This is a genomic window from Paenarthrobacter aromaticivorans, assembly GCF_019038615.1.
Lineage (GTDB): Bacteria > Actinomycetota > Actinomycetes > Actinomycetales > Micrococcaceae > Arthrobacter > Arthrobacter aromaticivorans.
On record NZ_JAHOPC010000002.1, the window covers coordinates 90,050 to 114,195 of the forward strand.

A 24,146-nucleotide genomic window follows, 5' to 3' on the forward strand; every position below is an offset into this window, starting at 1 on the left:
GCTGCCGTGGCTTCAATGACTGGGAACTGCGGCATGGACACCGAACCGGAAAAGAGGCCCTATGGACCGCCAGCAAGAGTTCGTTCTGCGGACGATCGAAGAGCGTGACGTGCGCTTCGTACGCTTGTGGTTCACCGACGTCGTGGGTTCACTGAAGTCCGTGGCTCTGGCTCCGGCAGAAGTTGAAGGTGCCTTCGAAGAGGGCCTGGGATTCGATGGCTCAGCGATCGAGGGCCTTGCCCGGGTTTTTGAGTCGGACATGCTGGCACAGCCTGACCCCTCAACCTTCCAGATCCTTCCTTGGCGCGGTGAGACCGAACAAACGTCCCGGATGTTCTGTGATGTCTTGACGCCGGACGGGGAACCCTCAGCAGCAGATCCCCGAAACGTCCTCAAGCGGACCCTTGCCAAGGCCGCGGATATGGGATTCACCTGCTACACGCACCCTGAAATCGAGTTCTACCTGCTGAAGTCAAAGGAGCTTGGCCCCAATGGTGCGCCCGTCCCGGTTGACGAGGGCGGCTACTTCGACCACGTCCCTGGTGGTGTTGCGCAGGACTTCCGACGCACCGCGGTGACTATGCTGGAATCGGTGGGTATCTCGGTGGAGTTCAGCCACCACGAGGGCGGGCCGGGCCAGAACGAGATTGACCTTCGCTACGCGGATGCCCTGCAGACTGCGGACAACATCATGACCTTCCGCACGGTCATCAAGGAAGTTGCCCTGCAGCAGGGGACGTATGCCACGTTCATGCCCAAGCCGTTTACGGACCACCCGGGCTCCGGAATGCACACACACTTCTCGCTCTTCGAGGGGGACACCAACGCATTCTTCGAAGCCGGCGCCGAGTTCCAGCTGTCCAAGACTGCCCGCCAATTCATTGCCGGTATCCTCAAGCACGCTCCTGAATTCACCGCAGTCACCAATCAGTTCGTGAACTCCTATAAGCGGCTCTGGGGCGGCGGTGAGGCACCGAGCTATCTGAGCTGGGGCCACAACAACCGCTCCGCGTTGGTGCGTGTGCCGTTGTACAAGCCCGGCAAGGGCCAGTCGGCGCGCATCGAGTACCGCGGCATCGACTCCGCAACCAACCCGTACCTTGCCTATGCCGTCCTTTTGGGCGCCGGTTTGAAGGGTATCGAGGAAGGTTACGAACTTCCGGCAGCTGCCGAAGATGACGTTTGGTCGCTGACCTCCGCAGAGCGCAAAGCCATGGGCCACGCTCCGCTGCCGGCCAGCCTCCACGATGCCATCCGTGCCATGGAGGAATCGGAGCTGGTGGCCCAGATCCTGGGCGAGCAGGTCTTCGAACACTTCCTGCGCAACAAGCGCGCGGAATGGCAGGACTACCGCCTCCAGGTCACGCCGTACGAGCTGCAGCGCAACCTCGGCATTCTGTAGGCAGGGCCAATGAGCCTTGCACGTCGGCTCATCTCAGCCGGATTCAGTGACCTGGAAAAGGGTGAGCGTTTTCTTGCTGCCCCGGAACTTGAAGGCATCGAACAGGACGCCTTGTTCGCCGGGCTCTCCTTGGCGGCGAGCCCGGATACCGCGTTGCAATCACTTGTCCGGCTGATTGAGAAGAACCCCGGCCTCAAAAAGTTGGCTGGCGCTGACCCGGACACGAGCGAATCCCTGTACCGGCTGTTGGGGGCATCGGAGGCGCTGGGTGAGTTCCTCATGCGCAGGCCGGAGCATCTGGACGTTTTTAATGTCCGGGTTAGCCCGGAGCCACTCCCGGCATCAAGCGAAGAGCTCAGGTCCCTGCTTCTTCGTTCGGTCAAGGCCGAGCCCGGTGCGCAGCGTCCAGTGGCTGGGTTGACGGGGCTTCCGGCGTACGCGGCCCTGCGGACGGCCTACCGCCGCGGGCTAACAGAGCTTGCCATCAAGGACCTCTGCGCTGCGTCGCCGCAAGACTTCATGCCCGCCGTGGGTGCAGAGCTTGCAGACCTCGCTGGGGCCGCCATTGAAGCTGCCCTTGCCGTTTCCCGGGCCGAGGCGGCTGCCCAGTTCGACGCCTCGGAGGTTGCCGACGTCGGGCTCGCAGTCATTGGCATGGGCAAATGTGGTGCCCGCGAGCTGAACTACATTTCCGACGTCGATGTCATTTACGTCATCGAGGCAGAGGATCTGGACGACGCCCGCGCCGCGACGATCGGCACCGCCTTGGCGTCCGGCATCTCGCGGGCGATTTCCTCGTCGGCACCTGAACCGGGTTTGTGGGAAGTAGATCCCAACCTTCGCCCGGAAGGAAAGTCAGGGCCCCTGGTGCGGACGCTGCCCTCGCACCTGAGCTACTACGCCCGGTGGGCTGAGAGCTGGGAATTCCAGGCGCTGCTGAAGGCCCGGACGATTGCTGGCGACCGCGAGCTGGGCCAACGATATGAAAAGGCCGTCGAGCCACTCGTGTGGGCATCTGCTGGCCGTGATGGCTTCGTCGAGTCCGTCCAGGCCATGAGGCGCCGGGTCACGGATTACATTCCGGCTGCCGAGGAACAGCGGCAGATCAAACTTGGGCGTGGCGGGCTGCGCGACGTCGAATTCACCGTCCAGTTGTTGCAGCTGGTTCACGGCAAGTCGGACGAGTCTCTTCGCTGCCGCGACACCACCTCGGCCATCGCGGCATTGTCCGCCGGCGGCTACATCGGACGTGCCGATGCCGCCGGTTTCGACAACGCGTACCGTTATCTTCGGCTTCTGGAGCACCGGATTCAATTGTTCCAGTTGCGCCGGACGCACCTCATGCCCGTGGCGGAGGATGCCCAGCGGGTATTGGCGAAGGCTGTCCTGGGGCCCTTCTCGCTTGAGCGCCCCCATCCTGACCAGCTAATGGCGACCTGGCAGAAAACCAAACGGTCCGTTCGGGAACTGCACGAGCGAATTTTCTACCGGCCGCTGCTCAATACCGCCGCGAAACTCAGCAGCGAAGACGCCAAGCTGAGCCCGGAAGCAGCCCAGGGCCGTCTTGCCGCCCTCGGCTACCTCGATCCCCAGGGCGCAATGCGTCACATTGAGGCGCTGACTGCCGGTGTAAGCCGACGTGCGGCACTGCAGCGGCAACTGTTGCCCATTCTTCTTGGCTGGCTTGCCGAAGGCGTGGATCCCGACGCCGGGCTCCTTGCCTTCCGACGGGTCAGCGAAGCGTTGGGCACCACGCACTGGTATTTGGGGATGCTTCGTGATTCCCAGGCGGCAGCCGAACGCCTCTGCCAGGTACTGGCCAATTCACGGCTCATTTCGGACCTCCTGGAAGTCTCACCGGAGTCCGTGGCGTGGCTTGGCAGCGACAAGGACCTGGCTCCCATCCCCTTTGAGGCGCAATGGCAGGAAATCCGGTCTAAATTGTCCCGGCATCCGGATCCGGAGAGTGCCATGCGCCTCATCCGGTTGATCCGTCGCCGGGAGATTCTGCGGACCGCGATTGCCGATAGTGCCGGTTTGCTTGACCAAGACGCCGTGGGACTGGCGTTGGCCGAAACAGACCGGGCTGCCGTGCTCGGAGCCCTTCACGTGGCTGAAGCAATCGCTACCCAGTCCGATCCTCTGAAAACGGAGGTTCTGGTGGTGGCCATGGGCCGGCAGGGTGGCCGCGAGATCGGTTACGGCTCAGACGCTGACGTCATGTATGTTCACCGCGCCCGGCCTGGATTCAGCGATGAGGAAGCGCAGGAGCAGGCGACCGCGATAGTCGCCAAAGTCTCCAGCCTTCTCACCCAGCCGCTCAAGCCCGCCATCATGGCCGAGCGGGTGTTGATGGTGGACGCAGACCTGCGGCCCGAAGGCAAGAACGGCGCCATGGTCCGGTCTTTGGATTCCTATGCCGAGTACTACCGCCGGTGGTCACTGATATGGGAAGCGCAGGCGTTGCTGCGGGCGCGTCCCATGGCCGGTTCAGACGACTTGGCAGCGGACTTCCTTCGGCTTATTGATCCCATCCGCTACCCGGCTGAGCTCGCCGAACAGGATGTCAGGGAGATCAGGCGCATCAAGGCCCGCGTGGAATCGGAGCGGCTGCCTCGAGGCGCTGATCCGGCCCGCCATGTGAAGCTTGGCCGCGGTGGATTAAGCGATGTTGAATGGCTTGTCCAGCTCATCCAGTTGCAGCACGCGGGCAAGCAGCCTGCGTTGCGCACTACGTCCACGCTGGAGGCGCTTGCCGCGGCCGAGGACCTTGGGCTTGTTGGCAAGGACGACGCCGGACTCTTACGTGAGGCGTGGAAGCTCGCCAGCCGCATCCGCTCGGCGAACGTCATCGTGACAGGCCGGGCATCGGACGTACTTCCATCGTCGCGGAGGGATCTTGAAGCTGTGGCGCGCTGGTGTGGTTACGAGCCTGGAGCCGCAGGACAGTTCGAGGAGGACTACCTGCGCCTGAGCCGGCGTGCCCGGGCTGTCTTCGAAAAAGAGTTCTACGGTAATTGAGGCCTGGAATGCCCGATGATGACCCGGAGCTGAACGTCTTCCCTCGGGATCGTACTGCGTTGGCGAGCGTTTGGCTTATACCGCTCAAAATGCTGGACGATGACGCGCGCGCCATCCAACTGGGCGCGGTGGCGGAAATGGCCTTGGCGGCTGATCAAACTGACTTCGTCGGCGACCCGCTTCGTATGATGCTGATCAGTCTTGAAGAAGAATCCCGCTCTCCCTATGTGATCGAGGCCAACGGGGAGGGCGTGGGCGTCCTGACACTCCAATGGGGAGCGGCGCGCCTTGCAGGATGGCCGGACGACGAGTCCGCATGGCTTCTCAGGGGTTTCCTCATCGACTCGAAAAGCCAGGGCCGCGGCCTCGGTGTGCTGGCGGCCAAGGCTGCCGTGGAGGAGGCTCGCAAGTTGACGGCGAGGCAGGGTGGCGGCCAGGCCGGCGTCGTGCTTTCTGTTAACGAGCGCAACCCTGCGGGTCTTGCAGCTTATGCAAAGGCCGGCTTCGTTGACTGCGGACGGTACCTCGGCGGCAACTCGGGCCCGCAGCGCATCATGTACAAGGCTTTTTGAGGATGCTCACGCTTGGTCCCCGGGGAGCTGTCGTCAACGATCGTTGACGCCACTCCAGGGCGTCAACTATGGTTGACGCCATGGAGGTGGACAGAATGAAGACACTTGTTGGATCGATGGACGGCATGGGGCCTGCGGAAGCGCTGTATGCCGTAGCTGAACTTCACAAGGAAGTTGGCAGGGCCGAGGCTTCCCTTGTACGTGCAGCCAGGCAGGCCGGTTTGTCGTGGGAGGCAATCGCACTTTGCCTCGGGGTCACAAAGCAGGCGGTACATAAGAAGTACGGGAAGCAGTAGCACTATACCGGGCGACAGGAACCCGGCCTGGCCTGGGTCTGTTCGTCCGGGCCTGCTGTCCCTTAGGATTCTCGCGTGACAGTCAGTCGGGATTCAGAGGGTGCAGCCTTCTCAGATGCGTTGTGCTTTCGCTGCGAGCAGGCCGGGCCGCACTGGTCCTCCCGGCATGGCCGCGGCGACGTTTATGTTTGCCGCCGCTGTTTCGCCACTTTTGCTGACGCCGAATGGCGGCAAGATGATGGGGGAGCTCAGGGCCATTCACTGTTGGCTGCTGGTGCCCCGGAGGGGCTGGGCCCCTCCAGAACCAAGTAGTTGGCTGTGCCGGAAGGGTAAAAAACGAGTACACACTACTCGTGCCCTGACCTGCCCCTGATAGGCACGATATTTGCTATGACAACCTATGTGATTGAACAAGCGGCACTGGTTCACCGCTGTCAGTGCTGCGGTGAAGAAACCGATCGGGTGTTTTGCGCGGACTGCGCAGCCCCCCACCAACCTGGAGAAGTCCCGAAAACCAGGCACTAAAGACCATAGACAAGGTGCTGGTTCGTCCGTTGAAAAGCCTTATAGACTCGGTTCCGTAACTACTCTCGATGCTTAGGAGAAGTACATGGAATACAACGGAAGTTCGTTTGAGAAGGCTATTCCTGCTGGAGAGTTGGATCGCCGCCATGTGGGCCAGTCCATAAGCTTTCAGCCCAATGATTTCACTGTTGTCTTTGGGACGATTGCGGGCATCGCAAGAACTGAGGCCCTTGTGTACCTATCGCTTGATGGCGTCTCCGGCGGTACGCATCTGAAGGATGAGTATGACCTCCCTATTGATCGGGACGTGTACCTCCAATTGGATCCTCTGAGCACAGCCGAAAAAGGTCTTGCTGATGCCGCAAAGGCCGTCAGGGAAAAACTGGACGAGTTCGGAAAGAACATCCGCGACCGGGATCAGGGCAAAGAATCCGAGTAGTAAGCAGCGGCAGCAATAAAGGAGGGCCGGCAACAGGTTTTAAAACCTGTTGCCGACCCTCCTTATTTCGGAATCTCTATGGACTCCCTGCGGCTAAACCTTGCTTAGCCGCCGGTGTTGCTAGACGCCGTAGTAGAGCTCGAACTCGTACGGGTTCGGGCGCAGTGACAGCGGACGGATCTCGTTCTCGTACTTGTACTCGATCCAGGTGTCGATCAGGTCCTGGGTGAAGACGCCGCCAGCCTGCAGGAACTCGTTGTCCTCGCGCAGGGCCTCGAGGGCTTCTTCGAGGGAACCAGGAGCCTTGGGGATGTCCTTGGCTTCCTCGGCCGGGAGCTCGTAGAGGTCCTTGTCGATGGGAGCCGGGGGTTCGATGCGGTTGCGGATGCCGTCAATGCCGGCCATCAGCTGGGCAGCGAAGGCCAGGTACGGGTTGGACGAGGGGTCCGGAGCGCGGAATTCGATGCGCTTGGCCTTCGGGTTGGAGCCCGTGATCGGGATACGGATACCAGCAGAACGGTTGCCCTGCGAGTAGACCATGTTGACCGGAGCTTCGAAGCCCTTGACCAGGCGGCGGTACGAGTTGACCGTCGGGTTGGTGAAGGCGAGGACTGCGGAGGAGTGCTTCAGCAGGCCACCGATGTACCAGCGGGCGGTGTCGGAGAGGCCAGCGTAGCCCTTTTCGTCGTAGAACAGGGGGTCGCCGTTGCTCCACAGCGACTGGTGGCAGTGCATGCCCGAGCCGTTGTCACCGAAGACTGGCTTCGGCATGAAGGTTACGGACTTGCCCCATGCGTCTGCGGTGTTCTTGATGACGTACTTGAACTTCTGGAGATCGTCAGCAGCTGCAGTCAGCGTGGTGAACTTGTAGTTGATCTCTGCCTGGCCGGCGGAGCCAACTTCGTGGTGGGAGCGCTCGACCTCGAGGCCGGCCTTGTCCAGTTCAACGCACATGGCGTCGCGGAGGTCAGCCTGCTTGTCCGTGGGGGAAACCGGGAAGTAGCCGCCCTTGACGGGGGTCTTGTAGCCGAGGTTTCCGCCCTCTTCCTTGCGGCCGGTGTTCCAGTGGGCTTCTTCGGAGTCGATCTTGTAGAAGCTGCCCTGCGGGGAGGACTGGTACTGGATGTTGTCGAAGACGAAGAACTCGGCCTCGGGAGCAAAGAACGCGGTGTCTGCGATACCGGTGGAGGCCAGGTAAGCTTCAGCCTTCTCGGCTACGCCACGGGGGTCGCGGTGGTAAGGATCGCCAGTGCGGGGGTTCACGATGGAGAAGTTCAGCGCAAGCGTCTTCTCAATGCGGAATGTGTCGATGAATGCCGAGGTCACATCCGGGATGAGCTGCATGTCGGACTCAGCGATGCCCTGGAAGCCGCGGATGGAGGATCCGTCGAAGAGCTGACCGTTCACGAAGAAGTCGAGGTCTACGCTCTTCGCCGGCACGTTGAAGTGCTGCTGGACGCCCGGAAGGTCGGTGAAGCGGATATCGACGAATTTGACGTCTTCGTCTTTGATGAACTTGAGGACTTCGTCCGCAGTCTTGAACATCTATGCTCCTTATGCATATCAAGTAACAGGCCCGGAAGGCCGCGTGAGCCAGCCCATGCCGGAGGCCCGGAGACACAAAAAATTCCCCTTGCCGCGGTGGCTAGCAACTCATACCACCTTAGGGAGATGGGATTTCCCGGGAGTGTCAGTATTGTTTCGGGCAGGTTACAGAATGATCTGTTGTGTAAACGGTAGTCGGCTTTCCGGTGTCAGGTCCACGCGGGTCCAGTGGGCGAACACTTTGGCGCCATACATGCGCAAGGGCAGGCATGAAAGGTGGCCTTCGTCGTCGGTCTGTCCGTCCGCAAGCCGTTAGGCTTGGAGGGTGGTTGATCGAAAAGACATAGGCTCCTGGCTGAGCGGGCCGGACACGTCCGGCATCTCCAAATATCCGGGTGAGAGACTCGGCCTTCCTGAGTCCGGACCAGGCTCCATGGCGCGGGCTGGGCGACGAATCCTAGGCATAGTGATCGACTGGACGATTGCACTTGTCATTAGCAATTTCGCTTTTGGCGGCAACCAGTGGGCAACGCTCGGAATTTTTGCCGCGGAGCAGATCTTGCTGATCGGCACCCTCGGCTACAGCATCGGCCACAGGATTGCCGGCATTCATGTGGTCCGCTTGGGGGGAGGCCCCGCAGGCCCGCTTGCCGCGGTTGTGCGTACCTTGCTCCTGTGCCTGGTCATCCCCGCAGTCATCTTTGATCCGGACCAGCGCGGACTTCACGATAAAGCCATGAACACGATCCTCATCCGGATGTAGCGTCTTCATTCCTCACCGGTTGGGCCCACCCCCATAAGCTAGCAAACACCAATAAAAAACCGCCCCGTCTCCTTCGGGAGAGGGGCGGTTTTTCGTTGGTGCATTCAAGCGCCTAGGGACAATCAGCGTCCGCGTGCAGCCTTGCGGTCCGGACGCGCCTTATAGGGGTCAATGCCCTTGGGGATCGGCAGGCGGGTACCAAGGGAGTTGATGCGCTTGGAAACAGCGTTGACCTCCACCTTGGTGAGTTCGTTCTTCATCTTGCCCATGGTCTTGGCGAGTTTGTTCAATGGCACCTGGCCCTCGCCGCGACCGGATTCGAGGACGTGGATGGTGACGTTGGGCAGGATGCGCGAGAGGCGCTTGCGCTCGGCTTCCACCAACGGCTTGACACGATGCGTGGGACCTTCGCTGACCAAAACGACGCCGGGACGACCAATTGCCATGAACACGGCGTCCTGGGTGCGCGGGTTAACCGCTACAGGCTGATCCTGGGTGACCCAGCCGCGACGTAGGGTACCGAGGGCCGCGCCGGATGCACCAGGCTGGTTCTCGATCTGCGCGAAGGCAGCCTTCTCTGCGCGACGGGAGAGGATGAAGACGGCGGCCAGGAGACCCAGCGGAATACCGATGATGAGACCGGTAACCCAGTTTTCCAAGAGGTAGCCGATAAGGAAGGCCACGGCAACTACCGCCAGGAATGCCAGCAGCATGATCCACACGACCTGGGGATCATTGCGCCGCGTCATCTTGAAGACTTCAGCGATCTGCTTCAGCTGGCTCGGCTTCTTGGCCTTGGCTTCCTTGGGCTTGCGCTGGAACAGCCCACGCTTGGGGGCGTCGGCCGAGGGGGTCGATTTGCTGGAATCAGAGGAATTCGCCATAGTGCCTTAATTCTACGTGATGTACGTCGAAGGACCGGACGCCATTACGCTTGGCATCCGGCCCTTTCGGTACTGCTTCATGGTGTTGCTGGTGAAGTGTTTGCCGACCTGGGTTCAGGCGTGGGCGGCGAGGATGGTGGAGGCTTCCTGGCGGGTGGTGCCGGAGGACTCGATGTGGGCCAGGGCGGCGGGGATTTCCCAGCCCTTCTTGCGCATCGCGGTGGCCCACAAGCGCCCCGCCCGGTACGAGGATCGCACCAGGGGCCCGGACATGACACCGAGGAACCCGATTTCCTCGGCCTCGTGCTGCAGGTCCACGAATTCCTGGGGCTTGACCCACCGGTCCACGGGAAGGTGCCGTTCGGAGGGGCGCAGGTACTGGGTGATCGTGATCAAATCACACCCGGCCGCGTGCAGGTCCCGCAGGGCTTCGGAGATTTCCTCGCGGGTTTCGCCCATGCCCAGGATCAGGTTGGACTTGGTCACCATGCCCAGGTCCCGGCCCTGGGTGATGACATCCAGGGAGCGTTCGTACCGGAACGCCGGTCGGATCCGCTTGAAGATCCTGGGCACGGTCTCGACGTTGTGCGCGAACACCTCGGGCCGGGAATCGCAGATCGCGGCGATGTATTCGGGTTTGCCGGAGAAGTCCGGGATCAACAGCTCCACCCCGGTGCCCGGGTTCAGTTCGTGGATCTTGCGGACCGTTTCGGCGTACAGCCAGACACCTTCATCGGCCAGGTCATCACGGGCCACCCCGGTGACGGTGGCGTAGCGCAGCTGCATGGCCTGCACGGACCGGGCCACCTTGGTGGGTTCGAACATGTCCACCGGGGAGGGTTTGCCGGTATCGATCTGGCAGAAATCACATCGCCGGGTGCATTCGGACCCGCCGATCAGGAACGTCGCTTCCTTGTCTTCCCAGCACTCGAAAATGTTCGGGCAGCCGGCTTCCTCACAGACCGTGTGCAGGCCTTCCTTCTTCACCAGGTTCTTCAACCCGACGAACTCCGGCCCCATCTGGACCTTGGCCTTGATCCACTCGGGCTTGCGTTCAACCGGGACAGCCGAATTACGCTGCTCAACGCGCAGCAACTTACGGCCTTCAGGTGCCAGGGTCACTGGAGTGCTCCTTCTGGGGTGGAAACGAGTGCTTCTTCATGCTTGCGGAACTCTTCCACGAAGCGGTCAACGATGTCTGCCGGGTTGATGGTCCGGCCAGTCTCCAGCGACATGGTGGTGACGCTGGCGTCGGTGATTCCGCACGCGATAATCTGCGCGTACGGCGCGAGGTCATTGCTGCAGTTGATGGCGACACCATGCATGGTGACACCGTCAAGGACGCGGATGCCGATCGCGGCAATCTTCCGGTCCGGACCCTTGTCATCGGCGAGGATCCATACGCCTGCCCGGCCTTTCACGGTGACTGCCGGGATTCCATAGTCCGTCATGACGGCGATCATGGTTGCTTCGAGCCGCTCGACGTAGTCCCGGATTCCCGCGCGGTTCTTGAGCTTGAGGATCGGATAGGCGATGAGTTGTCCCGGGCCGTGCCACGTTAACTTGCCGCCACGATCCACGGCGACCACGGGGGTACCGTCAAAGGGCCGTTCGTGGTCTTCGGTGAGCTTGCCAGCCGTGTAGACGGCGGAGTGCTCAAGGAGGAGGACGGTGCTGTTCTTCTCGCCGGCAACAACTTTGTTGTGGATCTCGCGCTGTAGGTCCCAGCCCTGCACGTAATCAACGAAATCCGGGGCAAGACCCAGCTGTGAAAACTCAAGAGTCATGGGTTCAAGCTTAGACCCAGCAGGTCACTCACCATGATTTTGTGGTGAACCTCTCAGTCGCATCCGTCGGCGTAGCTTTCCTGCGCCGCAACCCGCAGCTACCTGTGGATAACTTCTGCGGGAAATCGGATCATCCGGTAGACCTTGGATATGGAAACTACGGATGCTCCTGCCACGTCGGTCCCGCGCATACCGGGATACACGCCATCACGCCACCTGGGCAGTGGTGGGTCCTCGGCGGTCTGGCTCGCCAGCAGGGACAAGGACGGTGCCCGCTTCGCCATCAAATGCGTCACAGGCGCGCTCCAGGGGGATCAGCGCAGCCAGCGGGGAGCCAATCGTGAAACTGCCCTCCGCGAGGTTCGGATCCTGTCGGCGCTTAGGCACGAACACCTCATCCGGATTCATGATGTGGTGGAACTGGGTGGCGAAGCACGGGGCAGTTTGGGCTTGGTGATGGATTTCGCGGCAGGAGGTTCCCTTACGAACCTGGTGAAGGCGCGACGTCAGCTGAGCGTCGGGGAAACTGTCACGGTACTGACCCCTGTTGCCCAGGTCTTGGCTTACCTGCATGCCCAGGGAACGGCCCATGGGGATATTTCCCCAGGCAACGTGCTGTTTACGGCACAAGGTAAGCCTCTGGTGACGGATCTTGGCGTGGCTGGCGTTGTGGGGGAGGAGAATCAAAGCCTCGACGTCGGCACCGACGGCTTTGTTGATACTTCTGTTTCCGCCCAGGGCGGCCCTGGTGATGGAGCCAGAGAAGCCTTGCAGCCGGAACGGGACGTCTATTCGCTGGCGGCGCTTGGGTGGTATTGCTTGACGGGCATGGCGCCGGAGATCGCCAAGCACCGTCCACCACTGCCTCTCTTGGTCCCCGATGTCCCCAAAGGGCTCGCCGCTGCCCTTGAAGCGGGACTGGATCCTGATCCCCGGGCGCGTCCCACCGCCCGGGAGCTGGGAACAGCTGTTTATCGCAGCGCTGCGGCACAGCCTGTGGATTTGGCTGGGTCCGTCCATTCCTCGGTGATTCCGGAGCTGCTTACGCGGCGGCAGGCCGGGGGACGACCTCAGCGCAGGAGTCCATTGGCTTCGGCTGTCTTGCGGCTCCGGCCCTTGCGGACAGTAATGACTCCGCGTCCCGAACGGCGAACGCGAAAAAGGAAACCGCAGCGTGGGCCACGTATAGCCATTCGGGTCGGCTTGCTGGTGGCTGCGGGAGTGTCGGTTGGTGCGGTTGGGTGGGCCTTCTGGCTGGGAGTCCAAGAGCCCGCGTCGGGTTCGACGTCCGTAGTAATTTCCGGGACAGCGATCCAAGCTCCCCAAGCCGACCAGCCCATTCCGGACACGCACTTGGAGGCGCTCCGCTCTGAGGATCCGATAATCGCCGTGCACGCGTTATCGGCCGTGCGCGATATGGCGCTGGGGCTGGATCGTCTTGAATTGCTTGCAAACGTCAACGCAGCAGGCTCACCTGCCCAAGCGGCGGATGAGACGTTGAAGCAGCAGTTAGGGGCTGAGGGTATCCACTTTGCCGGACTCACCACCAGCTTGAGCAGTGTATCGGTGCTGGGCCCCCACGAGGTTGATCGCGCGGTCGTTGCCCTGACTGCAACGACCTCCGGCTACGAGGAGCGCGACCGGTCGGATCGTTTGGTGAAGTCCCAGCCCGCCGGGGAGGCCCAACAGTTGCGTCTCGTCCTTGTCAGGTTGGCAGGGCAGTGGAGCATCTCGGAGATTCTCGGTCCCGGTTAGGGGTCATGTCAGAGACTTTCCTTGACGTGGGTGTGGCCGTCTGGGGGTTCGGAACGGTTCAGCTGGAAGGGCTGTCCGTCAGCCACTCCATGGCTTCATCGAGCCCGGGGTGTTGCCAGTGAAATCCAGCGGCGGCAAGCTTTACCGGCTCCATTCTTTGGTTCGCCAGGACCAGTTCGTCAGCAAGCTGGCCAAGGACAAGTCGAAGGGCGGGCCGTGGGATTCGTACGAAGGCTGGGCGGTGGAACGCTTTCGCAAGCCGCTCGACGATCGTGCTGACGTCTGCGCTTTCCGGGGCGCATACATTGACCGCACCTTCCAGATCGGACTTGACGAGGAAGGCCAGGGCAGCGGCTTCGTCGGCAAGGGTGATCCACGGCCAGAATTGCCGCCCATTTCCGAAGGGTCCACCCAGCCCAACCTTGAGCAGCGGAAGCAACGGTCCGAGCGCACCGCCAGAAGTGCTGAGGACAACTCCGGTCCGGGGTATCACCACCCGCACGCTGGATGGAGCGGTCCTGGCAGTTTGCTCCCATTCGACGCATAGCGGGCCCAGCACTCCCGCACCTGGACCCGAGTCCTCGCGGAGGAGGCCTTGCCGGGAGGCGCCGTAGTAGCCGGACGCTGACTGACTGACGAAGGACAACTTCGGCTGGCCAAGGCGACGCATGGCCGCAGTCAGCGTCCGGGTGGTCTGAAGGCGCGAGTCACGAAGGACAGCAATTCTGCGCCTGGTCCAGGGGCGGTCGCCTATGCCGGCGCCGGACAAGTTCACCACAGCGTCCGCGCCTTCCAGGACAGCCTCGTCCAAGTCTCCCGCGGCTGGATCCCATGTCCTTTCGTCGTCAGTCTTTGCAGGCCGCCGCACCAGCCGGATGACGTCGTCACCTGCACTTTTCAAGTGCTCCGACAATGCCGTCCCGATCATCCCTGAGGCTCCGGACATTACGATTCGCATGACTCATCTCATCACGACCCACGCATGAGTCAGAAACAGCGTGCGAAGCGCGGGGCGGGTGCCTCTTGACACCGTGCCTCTTGACTATGATCGAACAATGACCTCCTCCAGCTACCTCCGTTTCCCGCATGTGCATGGCGAATTGGTCACGTTCGTGGCCGAAGATGACATCTGGATCGCCCCCGTCTCAGGCGGCCGGGCCTGGCGTGTTTCGTCCCAGCAAATGCCGGCAAGGAACCCACGCTTCACTCCCGATGGCAAGCGGCTCGTGTGGACTGCTGTTGTTGGTACCTCACCGGAGGTTGTCACCGCGGACGTCGACGGTGGCGGGTATAAGCAGCTGAGCTATTTTGGACACACCACAACCCGGGTCAAGGGTTTCACGCCTGCTGGAAACGTTCTGGTGACCAGCGCGTTCCAGCAGTCCGAGAGCCGCCACACGTACGCCTATAGCCTTCCCTTGGAGGGAGGTGCCGCCGTCGAACTTCCTTTCGGACCGGTGGAGGGCGTTGCCTTCGGACCAGAAATCGGTGACGAGAAGCCCGTTGTCCTGGCGAGTGTTCTTTCCCGGGAACCGGCTTGGTGGAAGCGCTACCGGGGTGGCACTGCCGGAAAGTTGTGGATCGACGCAGACGGCAATGGTGAGTTCGAACGCTTGATCCCCGAAATTGAGGGCAACCTGACTGACCCGCTATGGGTCAAGGGGCGCATCGCCTTCCTTTCAGACCACGAAGGCTACGGAAACCTCTACTCCGTTCTTACTGATGGTTCAGGACTGCGCCGCCACACGGACCATGAGGATTTCTATGTTCGGCACGCCAGCACGGACGGCCAGCGGATTATCTTCGAATCGGCCGGTGAGCTCTGGATCCTGCCCTCGCTCGATGCCGATGCCGATGCTGAAGCTGTGAAGCTGGAGATCACGCTCGGTTCTGCATCACCGGCGCGGCGTCCCGCCCCACTGAAAGCATCTGAGCATTTGGGCGACGTATTTCCGAACGTTGCAGGAACAGCCAGTGCGGTAGAGGCACATGGCACCATCCATTGGCTTCGCCATAAGGACGGCCCATCGCGGGTGGCCGAAGCGACGCCGGGCGTCCGGGCCCGCCTTCCGCGTCCGTTGACGGATGGTCGGATCGCCTACGTGGCCGACCACGGGGGAGTGGAGGCTTTGTACGTCAAGCGCATCGCCGCGCGCTTGTCCGGAGTTGTTGAGGTGCCGAAGGCCGTGGAACCCGCTGTTGTTTCAAGTGATGCCGACGGTCTTCCTAAGCCGGTCTCTGCAGCCAACGTCCTGGGGCAAGGTTCCGCCGCAAACCAGCCAGCCAACCAATCGGTGAATATAGGCCAGGCGGACGAACCCTCTGATGAAGCCGCCCATGCGGACCCCTCACCAGACACCGTGGGGGAAACGGCGGTACCGGTCGCAGCCACACGGGAAGACCAAGCGGACGATCTCCGTCTGGAGTTCCCTGCACCAACAAGGACGAGCGCGCTGGAGGCCAGCCCCGATGGCCGTTGGCTGGCCATCGGCACGGCTTTTGGAGACGTTTTCGTAGCTGACACTGTCTCCGGGGCATTGACTCGTTTGGTCAGTATCGGCGAAGGCAGCGTGGATCAATTGTCGTGGTCTGCTGATTCGCAGTGGCTTGCTTGGTCCGAGCCGGTGACGTCCTTCGGTTCCCGAAGCAAACTTCGCCTGGCAAGGCCTTCGGCATCCGACACCGGCATCATCGATGCCACCGACGGACGCTTCTGCGATGAATCACCCCGATTCACCCCCGACGGGAAGTTCCTGGCGTTCCTGTCCAACAGGAGCTTCGATCCCGTCTATGACGGCCATTCGTTCGACCTTTCCTTCCCAAGCCCCATCAAGCCGTACCTGCTGGCTCTTGCCGCTGACACGCCGTCTCCTTTTGGGCCGTCCGTGGACACCCTTGAGGACGTACAAGCCACAACGGCAAAGCACGACGACGGCGACGCGCCAGTTGTGCGCGTGGACGCGGAAGGCTTGGCACACCGCGTCATCACTGTTCCCGTGCCACAGGGAAACTACTCCGGACTTGCTGCCGGTGACGGGGCGCTGCTGTGGCTCGATACTGAGCTTTCCGGTGTCACCGGCGAAGGAAAGGGCACTCTGCAGGATAAGAAGACAGCCCCCGCCCTGGTGCGCTTTGACCTTGCCAAGCGCAAGGAAACCACCCTCGTCGCTGCTGTGGACAGCTACCGGTTGTCAGGTGATCGCAAGAGGGTTGTCTATGTCCTTGATAAGCAGATCATGTCAGTCCCGTCAGACCGCAAGGTGGACGAGGAATCCGGGGAACTGGTCAAAGTGGACCTCAACAGGATCCGCGTGATCCTGGATCCCGTGGCTGCCTGGGGGCAGGCCTTTGATGAAGCATGGCGCTTGCAGAGGGACTTCTTCTGGGCGCCGGACATGGCTGGCCAGGACTGGGATTCCGTCTACAAACGCTACCGTCCGATCGTGGACCGGTTGGGGTCCCATGACGACCTCGTGGACCTGTTGTGGGAGATCCACGGCGAACTGGGAACCTCGCATGCCTATGTGCGGCCCGCAGCTGTGACTGAACCTGGCCGCAATGGTCAAGGCAGGCTTGGCGCTGAGTTTCAGCTCGGCAGCAAAGGCTGGGAGATCACCAGAATCCTGGCTGGCGAGTCTTCCGATCCTCTTGCAACCTCGCCCTTAACGCGTCCGGGCGCGGATGCCAAGGTGGGCGACGTCCTCCTGGCGATTGACGGCGTCGAGCTTTCCGCGGCGCTGACGCCTGCCATGCAATTGGTGGGTGCAGCGGGACGAACCGTTGAATTGACACTCTTGAATGGCCCAGGACATGGCGCAGCTGCGGGTGCCCAGCGCCGCGTTGCCGTTGTCCCCATCCGGGACGAGGAGCGGTTGCGCTACCAGGACTGGGTCCGGGCCAACCGGCGCACAGTACGGGAGGCATCCGGCGGTAAGTTCGGCTACCTGCATATCCCTGACATGATGGCCAATGGTTGGGCACAGCTGCATCGTGACCTCGATACGGAAACCGCGTTGGACGGGTTGATCGTAGACGTACGGCGCAACCGTGGGGGCCACACTTCACAGCTCGTGGCCGAGCTTATTGGCCGGAAGGTCACTGGGTGGAGTATGCCGCGTGGCGAGAAGCCGCGGACTTATCCGCACCATGCTCCCCGGGGTCCAGTGATTATCCTGGCAGATGAATTTGCTGGATCAGATGGCGACATCATCACCCAAGTATCCAAACTGAGGGGCATTGGCCCGGTCATTGGCGTAAGGACTTGGGGTGGCGTTGTGGGGATTGACAACCGCTTTGCGCTGGCCGACGGTACCGGGGTGACGCAGCCCCGCTACGCCACGTGGTTTGGCGGTGGGATCGGCTGGGATGTTGAAAACCGTGGCGTGGAGCCGGATATCGAGGTGCTCTTCCCCCCGCATGCCTATGCAGCAGGCAGCGACCCGCAACTCGAGTATGGCATTGGTGCCCTCAAGGAGATGATCCAGGAGCTACCTACGGACCGCCCGCCGTTGCGTGAAGGCTACCGCCAGGTGCGGCCCGCGCCGTTGCCCGCGCGTCCGCAACAGGGCTAGCAGCCCAGCGCCAACTTTGCGTAGTTCCAGTGCGCTGAGCTGGGAACGAGCGAAAGGCCCCGCGGCCTTCCCTGACGGGAGAGGCAGCGGGGCCTTTGCTTTGATGCTGTCTTAGTGCTGTGAAGCGGTGCCCGACGCTACGAGGCCAGCGTTGCGTCCAGCGTGATGTCGATGCTGGCCAGCGCGCCGGAAACAGGGCAACCGGTCTTTGCCGCTTCGGAGATACGGCGGAAATCCTCTTCGGAAATGCCGGGGATCCTGGCGGTCATCGTCAGGTGGCTGCCAGTGATACCGGTGCCGGGGACGAAGGTCACGTCGGCCTTGGTCTGGATTTCTTCAGGGGTAAAGCCCGCCTGTGCAAGCTCGTTGCTGAAGGCCATGGAGAAGCACGCGGAGTGCGCTGCAGCGATCAGTTCTTCCGGGCTTGTCTTGCCACCGGACTGCTCGGTGCGTGCCTTCCAAGTGACATCGAAGGTGCCCAAGCCTGAGCTATCCAGCGTCGTGTTGCCAGCGCCCTCGATCAGGTTGCCGTTCCAAACCGTGTGTGCGGTGCGTGTTGCTGCCATGTCCACTCCTTGGGGTCGTTTGTGCGTCGGCAACCAGCCATCGCCGGATGCCACCGGGATCAATCCTATGGATTTGCGCGCTGCGCTGCACTGTCATTCCGCTGTCAGTGGATTGTGACCCCTGGCTTGCCTTGAAGGAAGCAGCCTACCCGCCCGGCAAAGGCGGATGGGCTGCTTCCGCGTACTTTCAGTTCCAGAGTGTTGCGATGGCGATGTTCACCAAGGCCAGTCCGCCAACGCCGTGAGCGAGACCGGTGGAGACTGGCTCGCCCTTCTTGACCTTGCGGGAGCCGATGACGGCCAGAACAGCAACAGCCACGCCGATGGCGAACTTTATACCGAGCTTGAAGTAGTTGGGATGGGCATCCGGCATCAGTGGCAGGAGGCCCATCATGGCAATGCCCGTGAGCAGCTGAAGGAATGCGCCATCCCGCTGGCGGGGGTGGACGGTAGGCGTCTTGATGGTGGCGATCCAGTAGCCCACAATCATGGCTGCGCCGACGATGTGCAAGAACACAAGGATGCTGAAGAGAATACTCATGGCCCCAGCTTATCCAGTTGCTTCTACGTCCCGTAGCAAAGCCACGCTTAGGCAGGCAAACAGCGCGGCGGACAAAACGGTCTGGGACAACAACGAAGCGGGGCAGGCTACCGGGTTTCCCCGGAGCCTGCCCCGCCTGGTTGACCAGAGCGCCCTCGGTGAGGAGGGTCCCTGCTAACGCTTGGGCTTAGAGACCAAGATCTGCTTCGAAAGCACCTTCCTCAAGGCGGGCCTTGAGGGTCTGGAGGAAGCGGCCAGCGTCCGCGCCGTCCACCAGACGGTGGTCGTACGTGAGGGACAGGTACATCATGGAGCGGATGGCAATCGAATCGTCGCCGTTTTCGTCGGCCACCACGACCGCGCGCTTGACGATTGCGCCCGTACCCAGGATGCCGACCTGCGGCTGGTTGATGATCGGGGTGTCGAACAGGGCGCCAACAGAACCGATGTTGGTGATGCTGAACGTACCGCCGGACAGCTCATCCGGGCCGATCTTTCCATCACGGGTGCGTCCTGCGACGTCAGCGATCTTGCCTGCGAGGCCTGCGAGGTTGAGGTTTCCGGCGTCGGAGATGACCGGAACCAGCAGGCCCTTGTCGGTGTCTACCGCAATCGCCAGGTGTTCGGCGTTGTGGTAGGTGATTTCCTGCTTGGATTCGTCGTAGGCAGCGTTCAGCTTGGGGTGCTGCTTCAGTGCTTCCGCCACAGCCTTGGCAATGAACGGGAGGAACGTCAACTTCACGCCGTTCTGGGCCTGGAACGAGTTCTTGGCCTTGAGGCGGAGCTTGGCGATCTTGGTCATGTCGACCTCGTGCACCTGGGTCAGCTGGGTGGAGACTTCCAGCGACTCGCGCATGCGGCGTGCGATGACCTGACGGATACGCGGAGCTTTTTCGGTGGTGCCTCGCAGGGAGGAAGCAACAACGGGTGCTGCGGACTTGGCGGCAGGAGCTGCAGCAGGCGCTGCGGCCGGCGCAGCTGCGGCTTGCTTGGCTTCGGCAGCGGCAAGGACATCCTGCTTGCGGATGCGGCCACCGACGCCGGTGCCGGACACAGATGCGATGTCAACGCCCTGCTGGTTTGCCAGCTTGCGCACCAGGGGAGTGACGTAACCGGACTCGGAAGACGAGCCGGCTTCTGCCGGTGCAGCAGCGGGAGCCGGTGCGGCAGCAGCCGGAGCAGGTGTAGCAGCAGGTGCCGGCGTAGCGGCAGGTGCTGCAGCAGCGGGTGCGGCAGCAGGTGCCGGTGCGGCCGGAGCTTCAGCGGCAGGAGCGGCCGGAGCTTCAGCGGCAGGAGCCGCGGGAGCCGGAGCAGCGGCGGGGGCTGCCGCGCCGGAGCCGATAACAGCCAGAACCGATCCAACTTCGGCGGTTTCGTCTTCGTTGACGCGGATTTCCTGCAGGGTGCCTGCAACCGGGGAGGGAATCTCGGTATCGACCTTGTCTGTGGAAACCTCAAGAAGCGGCTCATCCACCTCCACGGTGTCACCGACAGCCTTGAGCCAGCGGGTGACGGTGCCTTCGGTAACGCTCTCGCCCAAGGCGGGGAGGGTTACTTCGTGGCCTTCGCCACCGGAAGCGGCAGGAGCTTCAGCCTGGGGTTCCTCAGCAGCTGGGGCAGCGGGAGCCTCTTCTGCGGGAGCAGTCTGCTCGGCAGCAGCGGGTGCTTCCTGAGCGGCGGGTGCTTCCTCAGTAGCCGGTGCGGCGGAGCCGGAGCCGTCGCCGATGCGTACCAAGGGGGCGCCAACCTCTGCAGTCTCGTCTTCAGCGACGAGGATTTCTTCGATGACGCCAGCGATCGGAGAAGGGATTTCGGTGTCTACTTTGTCGGTGGAAACCTCGAGCAACGGCTCGTCGATCTCTACCCGGTCACCAACCTGCTTGAGCCAGCGGGTGACGGTTCCTTCGGTGACACTCTCACCGAGGGCGGGCAAGTTAACGGATTCAGACATGTCGTCCCCGTTCTCCTTATTGATCTTTTGTGCGGATGAATTCTGCTGGTCCGGGCAGGGTGCATGCGGCAGATTCCGCCGCATGCACCCCATCCGTTTGTCTTGGGTAAAGACTTAGCCGTGGAGCGGCTTGCCCGCGAGGGCGAGGTGGGCTTCGCCCAGGCTTTCGTTCTGGGTGGGGTGGGCGTGGACCAGCTGGGCCACGTCCTCGGGGTAGGCTTCCCAGTTCACGATGAGCTGGGCTTCACCGATCTGCTCACCCATGCGGGAGCCGATCATGTGGATGCCGACGACGGGGCCATCCTTTTGGCGAACGAGCTTCACGATGCCACCGGTACCGAGGATGGAACTCTTGCCGTTGCCGGCAAGGTTGTATTCCTGGGTCTGTACCTGGTCGTCGCCGAACTTTTCCTTGGCGGCCTTTTCGGTGTAGCCGACCGTTGCGATTTCAGGTTCGCAGTAGGTGACCTTGGGGATGTTGATGTCTTCGACGATCGCTGGGTTCAGGCCGGCGATTTCCTCGGCCACGAAGATGCCCTGCTGGTAGCCGCGGTGTGCGAGCTGGACGCCGGGGACGATGTCGCCGACTGCATAGATGTTGCCAACACCGGTGTGGAGGCGCTCGTTGGTAATAACGAAGCCGCGGTCGATGGTGAGACCTGCTTCTTCGTAACCGAGGTTGGCAGTGACCGGACCACGTCCGACTGCCACGAGCAGGAGCTCGGCTTCGAAAGTCTGGCCGTCCACAAGGGTGACTTTGACGCCGTCGTCGTTCTGTTCCACGCCCTGGAAGAAGATGCCGGTGGTGAACTTGATGCCGCGCTTCTTGAAGGCGCGTTCCAGGTTCTTGACGATGGAGGCATCCTCGTTGGGAACCAGGGAGGGCAGGCCTTCGATGATGGTGACGTCCACGCCGAAGGACTTCCAAACGGAAGCGAATTCGACGCCGATGACGCCGCCACCCAGGACGATCGCACTCTTGGGAATGTAGTCCATGGTGAGGGCCTGGTCAGAGGTAATGACCCTGCCGCCGATTTCCAGGCCCGGGAGGGAGCGCGAGTACGAACCGGTTGCCAGGACAATGTTCTTGCCCGTGTACGCGGTGCCGTTCACGACGATGGTGTTGTTGCCCTGAAGCTTGCCTTCACCCTCGATGACGGTGATGCCCTTGGACTTGATGAGTCCCTGGAGGCCCTTGAACTTGCCGGCAATAATGCCGTCCTTGTACGCGTTCACGGCAGACATGTCGATGCCGTCGAGCGTGACGTTCACGCCGTACTTGGCGGAATCGCGTGCGTGATCGGCCAGTTCAGCCGAGTGCAGGAGTGCCTTGGTGGGGATACAGCCATTGTGCAGGCAGGTTCCGCCGAGCTTTGCCTTTTCCACAAGGCCAACGGTGAACCCAAGCTGTACGGCCCGCAAAGCGGTGGCGTAGCCGCCGCTGCCGCCACCGAGTACCAGGATGTCGAATTCTTGCGCAGTTGCCTGATCGGCCACTAAAACGCTCCCTCGCGTGAATGATGACACGGGACTGCGTGTCATCGGGTCTTTGGAACTTGTTCTGCCGTGATTATGCCAGCACCTAAGTTCTCTTGCATTTGTGACTATCGAGTTCACCTTAGCGAACCACCTACCCATGCTCCACCCTCCACGGGCGTTTGTGGAGCGCTTGTGTCCAGACTCACGTTCACTTGTGACACAGCGCTACACGCCGCATAATTCCGGGGTTGTGCGGGTAGCGCGGACGCATCCGCTCTACCCGCACTGCCCGTTGCAACCGCAGTGGAGTGGGTTACTTACGCGGAGGCTGCCAACAGATCCTCTGCGTAGGCCACCAAGGTACGGACTGTGCATCCGGTTCCTTGCTTCGGCGTGTACCCGTAGGGGCTGCCGTTGTTGAAGGATGGGCCGGCAATATCGACGTGGGCCCAGGGGATCTGCTGGCCGTCGCCGTTCTTGCCCACGAATTCACGCAGGAAGACGGCGGCTGTCATCATTCCGCCGTTACGCTCGCCAATGTTGGCAAGGTCCGCAACCTGGGAGTCCAAGCTGGGACGCAGTTCCTCAGGGAGCGGCATCGGCCAGACAAGCTCGCCGGCCCTGTCAGCGGCGGACTTCAACGCTGCCGTCACCGAATCGGAACCCATCACTCCTGCCGTGCGCAATCCGAGTGCGATGAGCTGGGCACCTGTGAGTGTTGCGACGTCGATGATTGCGTCCGGCTTTTCCAAGCTCGCGGCCACCAAGCCATCGGCCATGACCAGGCGGCCCTCGGCATCGGTGTTCAGGACCTCGACTGTCTTTCCGCCATAGACAGTAAGGACGTCAGCGGGTCGCTGGGCGGCGCCGGACGGCATGTTCTCCGCAATGCAAAGCCAAGCGGTTGCCTTGATAGGCAGGCCGAGGGAGGCGATGGCAAGGACAGTATTAAGAACGACGGCGGCGCCCGCCATATCGCTCTTCATGTCGCCCATGCCGAGGGCGGGCTTAATGGAGATACCGCCGGTGTCGAAGGTAATGCCCTTGCCAACGAGCGCGATCTTCCGGGTGGCCTTTGCCGGAGCATATTCGACCTTGACCAGGCGGGGCTGACGGGTTGAACCCTTGCCAACGCCGAGGATGCCGCCAAAGCCCTCCTTTTCCAGGCGCTTTTCGTCCCAGACCGTCACCTTTACGGGAAGACCCTTTGCGAGTTCCTTGGCAGATTCGGCGAATGACTCGGGGTACAAGTGGCTGGGCGGCTGGTTCACGAGCGTACGCGTTGCGTTGACGGCCCTGCCCACGACTGTTGCCCGGTCAAGTGCAGGTTGGGCAGCTTTGGCGTCAACGCCGGTGACGATCAGAACCTTGGCAACCGGATCCTTGAGCCCGTCCTTGCTGGAACGGTGTTCGGTGTAGGAATAGGCGCCCATGGCGGCACCTTCGGCGACTGCGGCGACGTCGGTGACGGACGTCGTCGGGAACGCCAACGTCACTGAGGGGACTCCGGCAAGTTGCCTGACGGCGGACCCGGCTGCCCGGCGCAGCGCTTCTTCAGGGATGGTGCCGTCCTCGGACAATTTGCCCACGCCTGCCAGGACCAGGATCCCTGAGCCCGTTTCCGGCAAACCCGGAAGGCGGTGCGCTTGGTCGGGCGCACCCGAGACTCCAAGGAGCTTCAGTGACCCCTCCACGGATTCGGCGGCCTTGGCACTCAGCGGGTTTTCCAGCAGCACTGGTCCGTCTGAGCCCTGGGCAACTCCGATCACAAGTGCGTCGCTGGGTGACTTTTTCAGGTCCTTGGCGATGACGCCGAGGATGATGTCAGTAGTCTTGACCACGAGGATGTTTCCTCACTTCTCTCTGCATTGCATGGCGGGGCCGCATGTTTGGCGGGCCTGCCCCGGTACGCGCCCGACGTCCTGTTCCGACGGCGGCCTTGGTCTTCAGGTCAAGCGTCGCAAAAGGACGTCGGCCCGTTTCGATCGTAGTCTCTCGCAGGCTGCTGACAGCAATTAAATGAGAGCTGCGGCACACCAAGGGCAGGAA

At 61.9% G+C, this 24,146-nt stretch carries 18 protein-coding genes; 8 read left to right on the forward strand and 10 right to left on the reverse strand.

Annotation, left to right across the window (positions count from 1 at the left end; genetic code table 11):
- The first annotated feature begins 61 nt into the window (after positions 1–61).
- The 5 genes from KSW38_RS03985 to KSW38_RS04005 all read left to right on the forward strand — a co-directional run bounded on the left by KSW38_RS03985 (position 62) and on the right by KSW38_RS04005 (position 6,255).
- Complete coding sequence (locus KSW38_RS03985) at positions 62–1,402, forward strand: glutamine synthetase family protein (protein WP_216923002.1); 1,341 nt, start codon at positions 62–64, stop codon at positions 1,400–1,402.
- A gap of 9 nt (positions 1,403–1,411) precedes the next feature.
- A complete protein-coding gene (locus KSW38_RS03990) occupies positions 1,412–4,423 on the forward strand; it encodes a bifunctional [glutamine synthetase] adenylyltransferase/[glutamine synthetase]-adenylyl-L-tyrosine phosphorylase (protein WP_216923004.1) in 3,012 nt (1,003 codons plus the stop codon).
- A gap of 89 nt (positions 4,424–4,512) precedes the next feature.
- Positions 4,513–4,995, forward strand: a complete 483-nt coding sequence (locus KSW38_RS03995) for a GNAT family N-acetyltransferase (protein ID WP_428982355.1) — start codon at positions 4,513–4,515, stop codon at positions 4,993–4,995.
- Between the two features lie 80 nt (positions 4,996–5,075).
- Complete coding sequence (locus tag KSW38_RS04000) at positions 5,076–5,291, forward strand: AsnC family protein (RefSeq protein WP_216923798.1); 216 nt, start codon at positions 5,076–5,078, stop codon at positions 5,289–5,291.
- A gap of 610 nt (positions 5,292–5,901) precedes the next feature.
- Positions 5,902–6,255: a hypothetical protein gene (locus KSW38_RS04005; protein ID WP_216923008.1), complete on the forward strand. Its 354-nt coding sequence runs from the start codon at positions 5,902–5,904 to the stop codon at positions 6,253–6,255.
- A 120-nt stretch (positions 6,256–6,375) separates the two neighbouring features.
- Here the strand turns inward: KSW38_RS04005 and glnA are convergent, their stop codons facing one another.
- Positions 6,376–7,800 carry a type I glutamate--ammonia ligase gene (gene glnA / locus KSW38_RS04010; protein ID WP_216923010.1) on the reverse strand — a complete coding sequence of 475 codons (1,425 nt, stop codon included), beginning with the start codon at positions 7,798–7,800 and terminating at the stop codon, positions 6,376–6,378.
- Positions 7,801–8,125: 325 nt separating this feature from the next.
- Between glnA and KSW38_RS04015 the strand changes: the two genes are divergently transcribed.
- Positions 8,126–8,563, forward strand: coding sequence for an RDD family protein (locus KSW38_RS04015; protein WP_216923012.1), 438 nt, complete (start codon positions 8,126–8,128; stop codon positions 8,561–8,563).
- Between the two features lie 122 nt (positions 8,564–8,685).
- Here KSW38_RS04015 and KSW38_RS04020 read toward each other — a convergent pair whose 3' ends face one another.
- From KSW38_RS04020 to lipB, 3 genes are all read right to left on the reverse strand, one after another.
- Positions 8,686–9,447 carry a DUF4191 domain-containing protein gene (locus tag KSW38_RS04020; RefSeq protein WP_216923014.1) on the reverse strand — a complete coding sequence of 254 codons (762 nt, stop codon included), beginning with the start codon at positions 9,445–9,447 and terminating at the stop codon, positions 8,686–8,688.
- Positions 9,448–9,561: 114 nt separating this feature from the next.
- A complete protein-coding gene (gene lipA / locus KSW38_RS04025) occupies positions 9,562–10,569 on the reverse strand; it encodes a lipoyl synthase (RefSeq protein WP_216923016.1) in 1,008 nt (335 codons plus the stop codon).
- On the reverse strand, positions 10,566–11,234 hold the full coding sequence (gene lipB / locus KSW38_RS04030; protein ID WP_216923018.1) for a lipoyl(octanoyl) transferase LipB: 669 nt from the start codon (positions 11,232–11,234) through the stop codon (positions 10,566–10,568). The genes lipA and lipB overlap by 4 nt, the downstream gene beginning before the upstream one ends.
- A gap of 150 nt (positions 11,235–11,384) precedes the next feature.
- Here lipB and KSW38_RS04035 point away from each other — a divergent pair, with 150 nt between their 5' ends.
- Complete coding sequence (locus KSW38_RS04035; protein WP_216923020.1) at positions 11,385–12,989, forward strand: serine/threonine-protein kinase; 1,605 nt, start codon at positions 11,385–11,387, stop codon at positions 12,987–12,989.
- Positions 12,990–13,047: 58 nt separating this feature from the next.
- Here KSW38_RS04035 and KSW38_RS04040 read toward each other — a convergent pair whose 3' ends face one another.
- Positions 13,048–13,947: a TIGR01777 family oxidoreductase gene (locus tag KSW38_RS04040; RefSeq protein WP_216923022.1), complete on the reverse strand. Its 900-nt coding sequence runs from the start codon at positions 13,945–13,947 to the stop codon at positions 13,048–13,050.
- 97 nt (positions 13,948–14,044) lie between these two features.
- Between KSW38_RS04040 and KSW38_RS04045 the strand changes: the two genes are divergently transcribed.
- Positions 14,045–17,560, forward strand: coding sequence for a S41 family peptidase (locus tag KSW38_RS04045; protein WP_216923024.1), 3,516 nt, complete (start codon positions 14,045–14,047; stop codon positions 17,558–17,560).
- Between the two features lie 137 nt (positions 17,561–17,697).
- On the opposite strand, the gene KSW38_RS04050 is transcribed toward KSW38_RS04045, so the two are convergent.
- From KSW38_RS04050 to KSW38_RS04070, 5 genes are all read right to left on the reverse strand, one after another.
- The gene (locus KSW38_RS04050; RefSeq protein ID WP_216923026.1) at positions 17,698–18,126 is read right to left on the reverse strand and encodes an OsmC family protein; all 429 of its coding nucleotides are present in this window, start codon (positions 18,124–18,126) and stop codon (positions 17,698–17,700) included.
- A 187-nt stretch (positions 18,127–18,313) separates the two neighbouring features.
- The gene (locus tag KSW38_RS04055) at positions 18,314–18,667 is read right to left on the reverse strand and encodes a hypothetical protein (protein WP_216923028.1); all 354 of its coding nucleotides are present in this window, start codon (positions 18,665–18,667) and stop codon (positions 18,314–18,316) included.
- Positions 18,668–18,854: 187 nt separating this feature from the next.
- Entirely contained in the window at positions 18,855–20,618 is a 1,764-nt protein-coding gene (gene sucB / locus KSW38_RS04060; RefSeq protein WP_216923030.1) for a 2-oxoglutarate dehydrogenase, E2 component, dihydrolipoamide succinyltransferase, read from the reverse strand.
- Between the two features lie 114 nt (positions 20,619–20,732).
- Positions 20,733–22,115 carry a dihydrolipoyl dehydrogenase gene (lpdA, locus tag KSW38_RS04065; protein WP_216923032.1) on the reverse strand — a complete coding sequence of 461 codons (1,383 nt, stop codon included), beginning with the start codon at positions 22,113–22,115 and terminating at the stop codon, positions 20,733–20,735.
- A gap of 299 nt (positions 22,116–22,414) precedes the next feature.
- Positions 22,415–23,938: a leucyl aminopeptidase gene (locus tag KSW38_RS04070; protein WP_216923034.1), complete on the reverse strand. Its 1,524-nt coding sequence runs from the start codon at positions 23,936–23,938 to the stop codon at positions 22,415–22,417.
- Positions 23,939–24,146 lie beyond the last annotated feature (208 nt).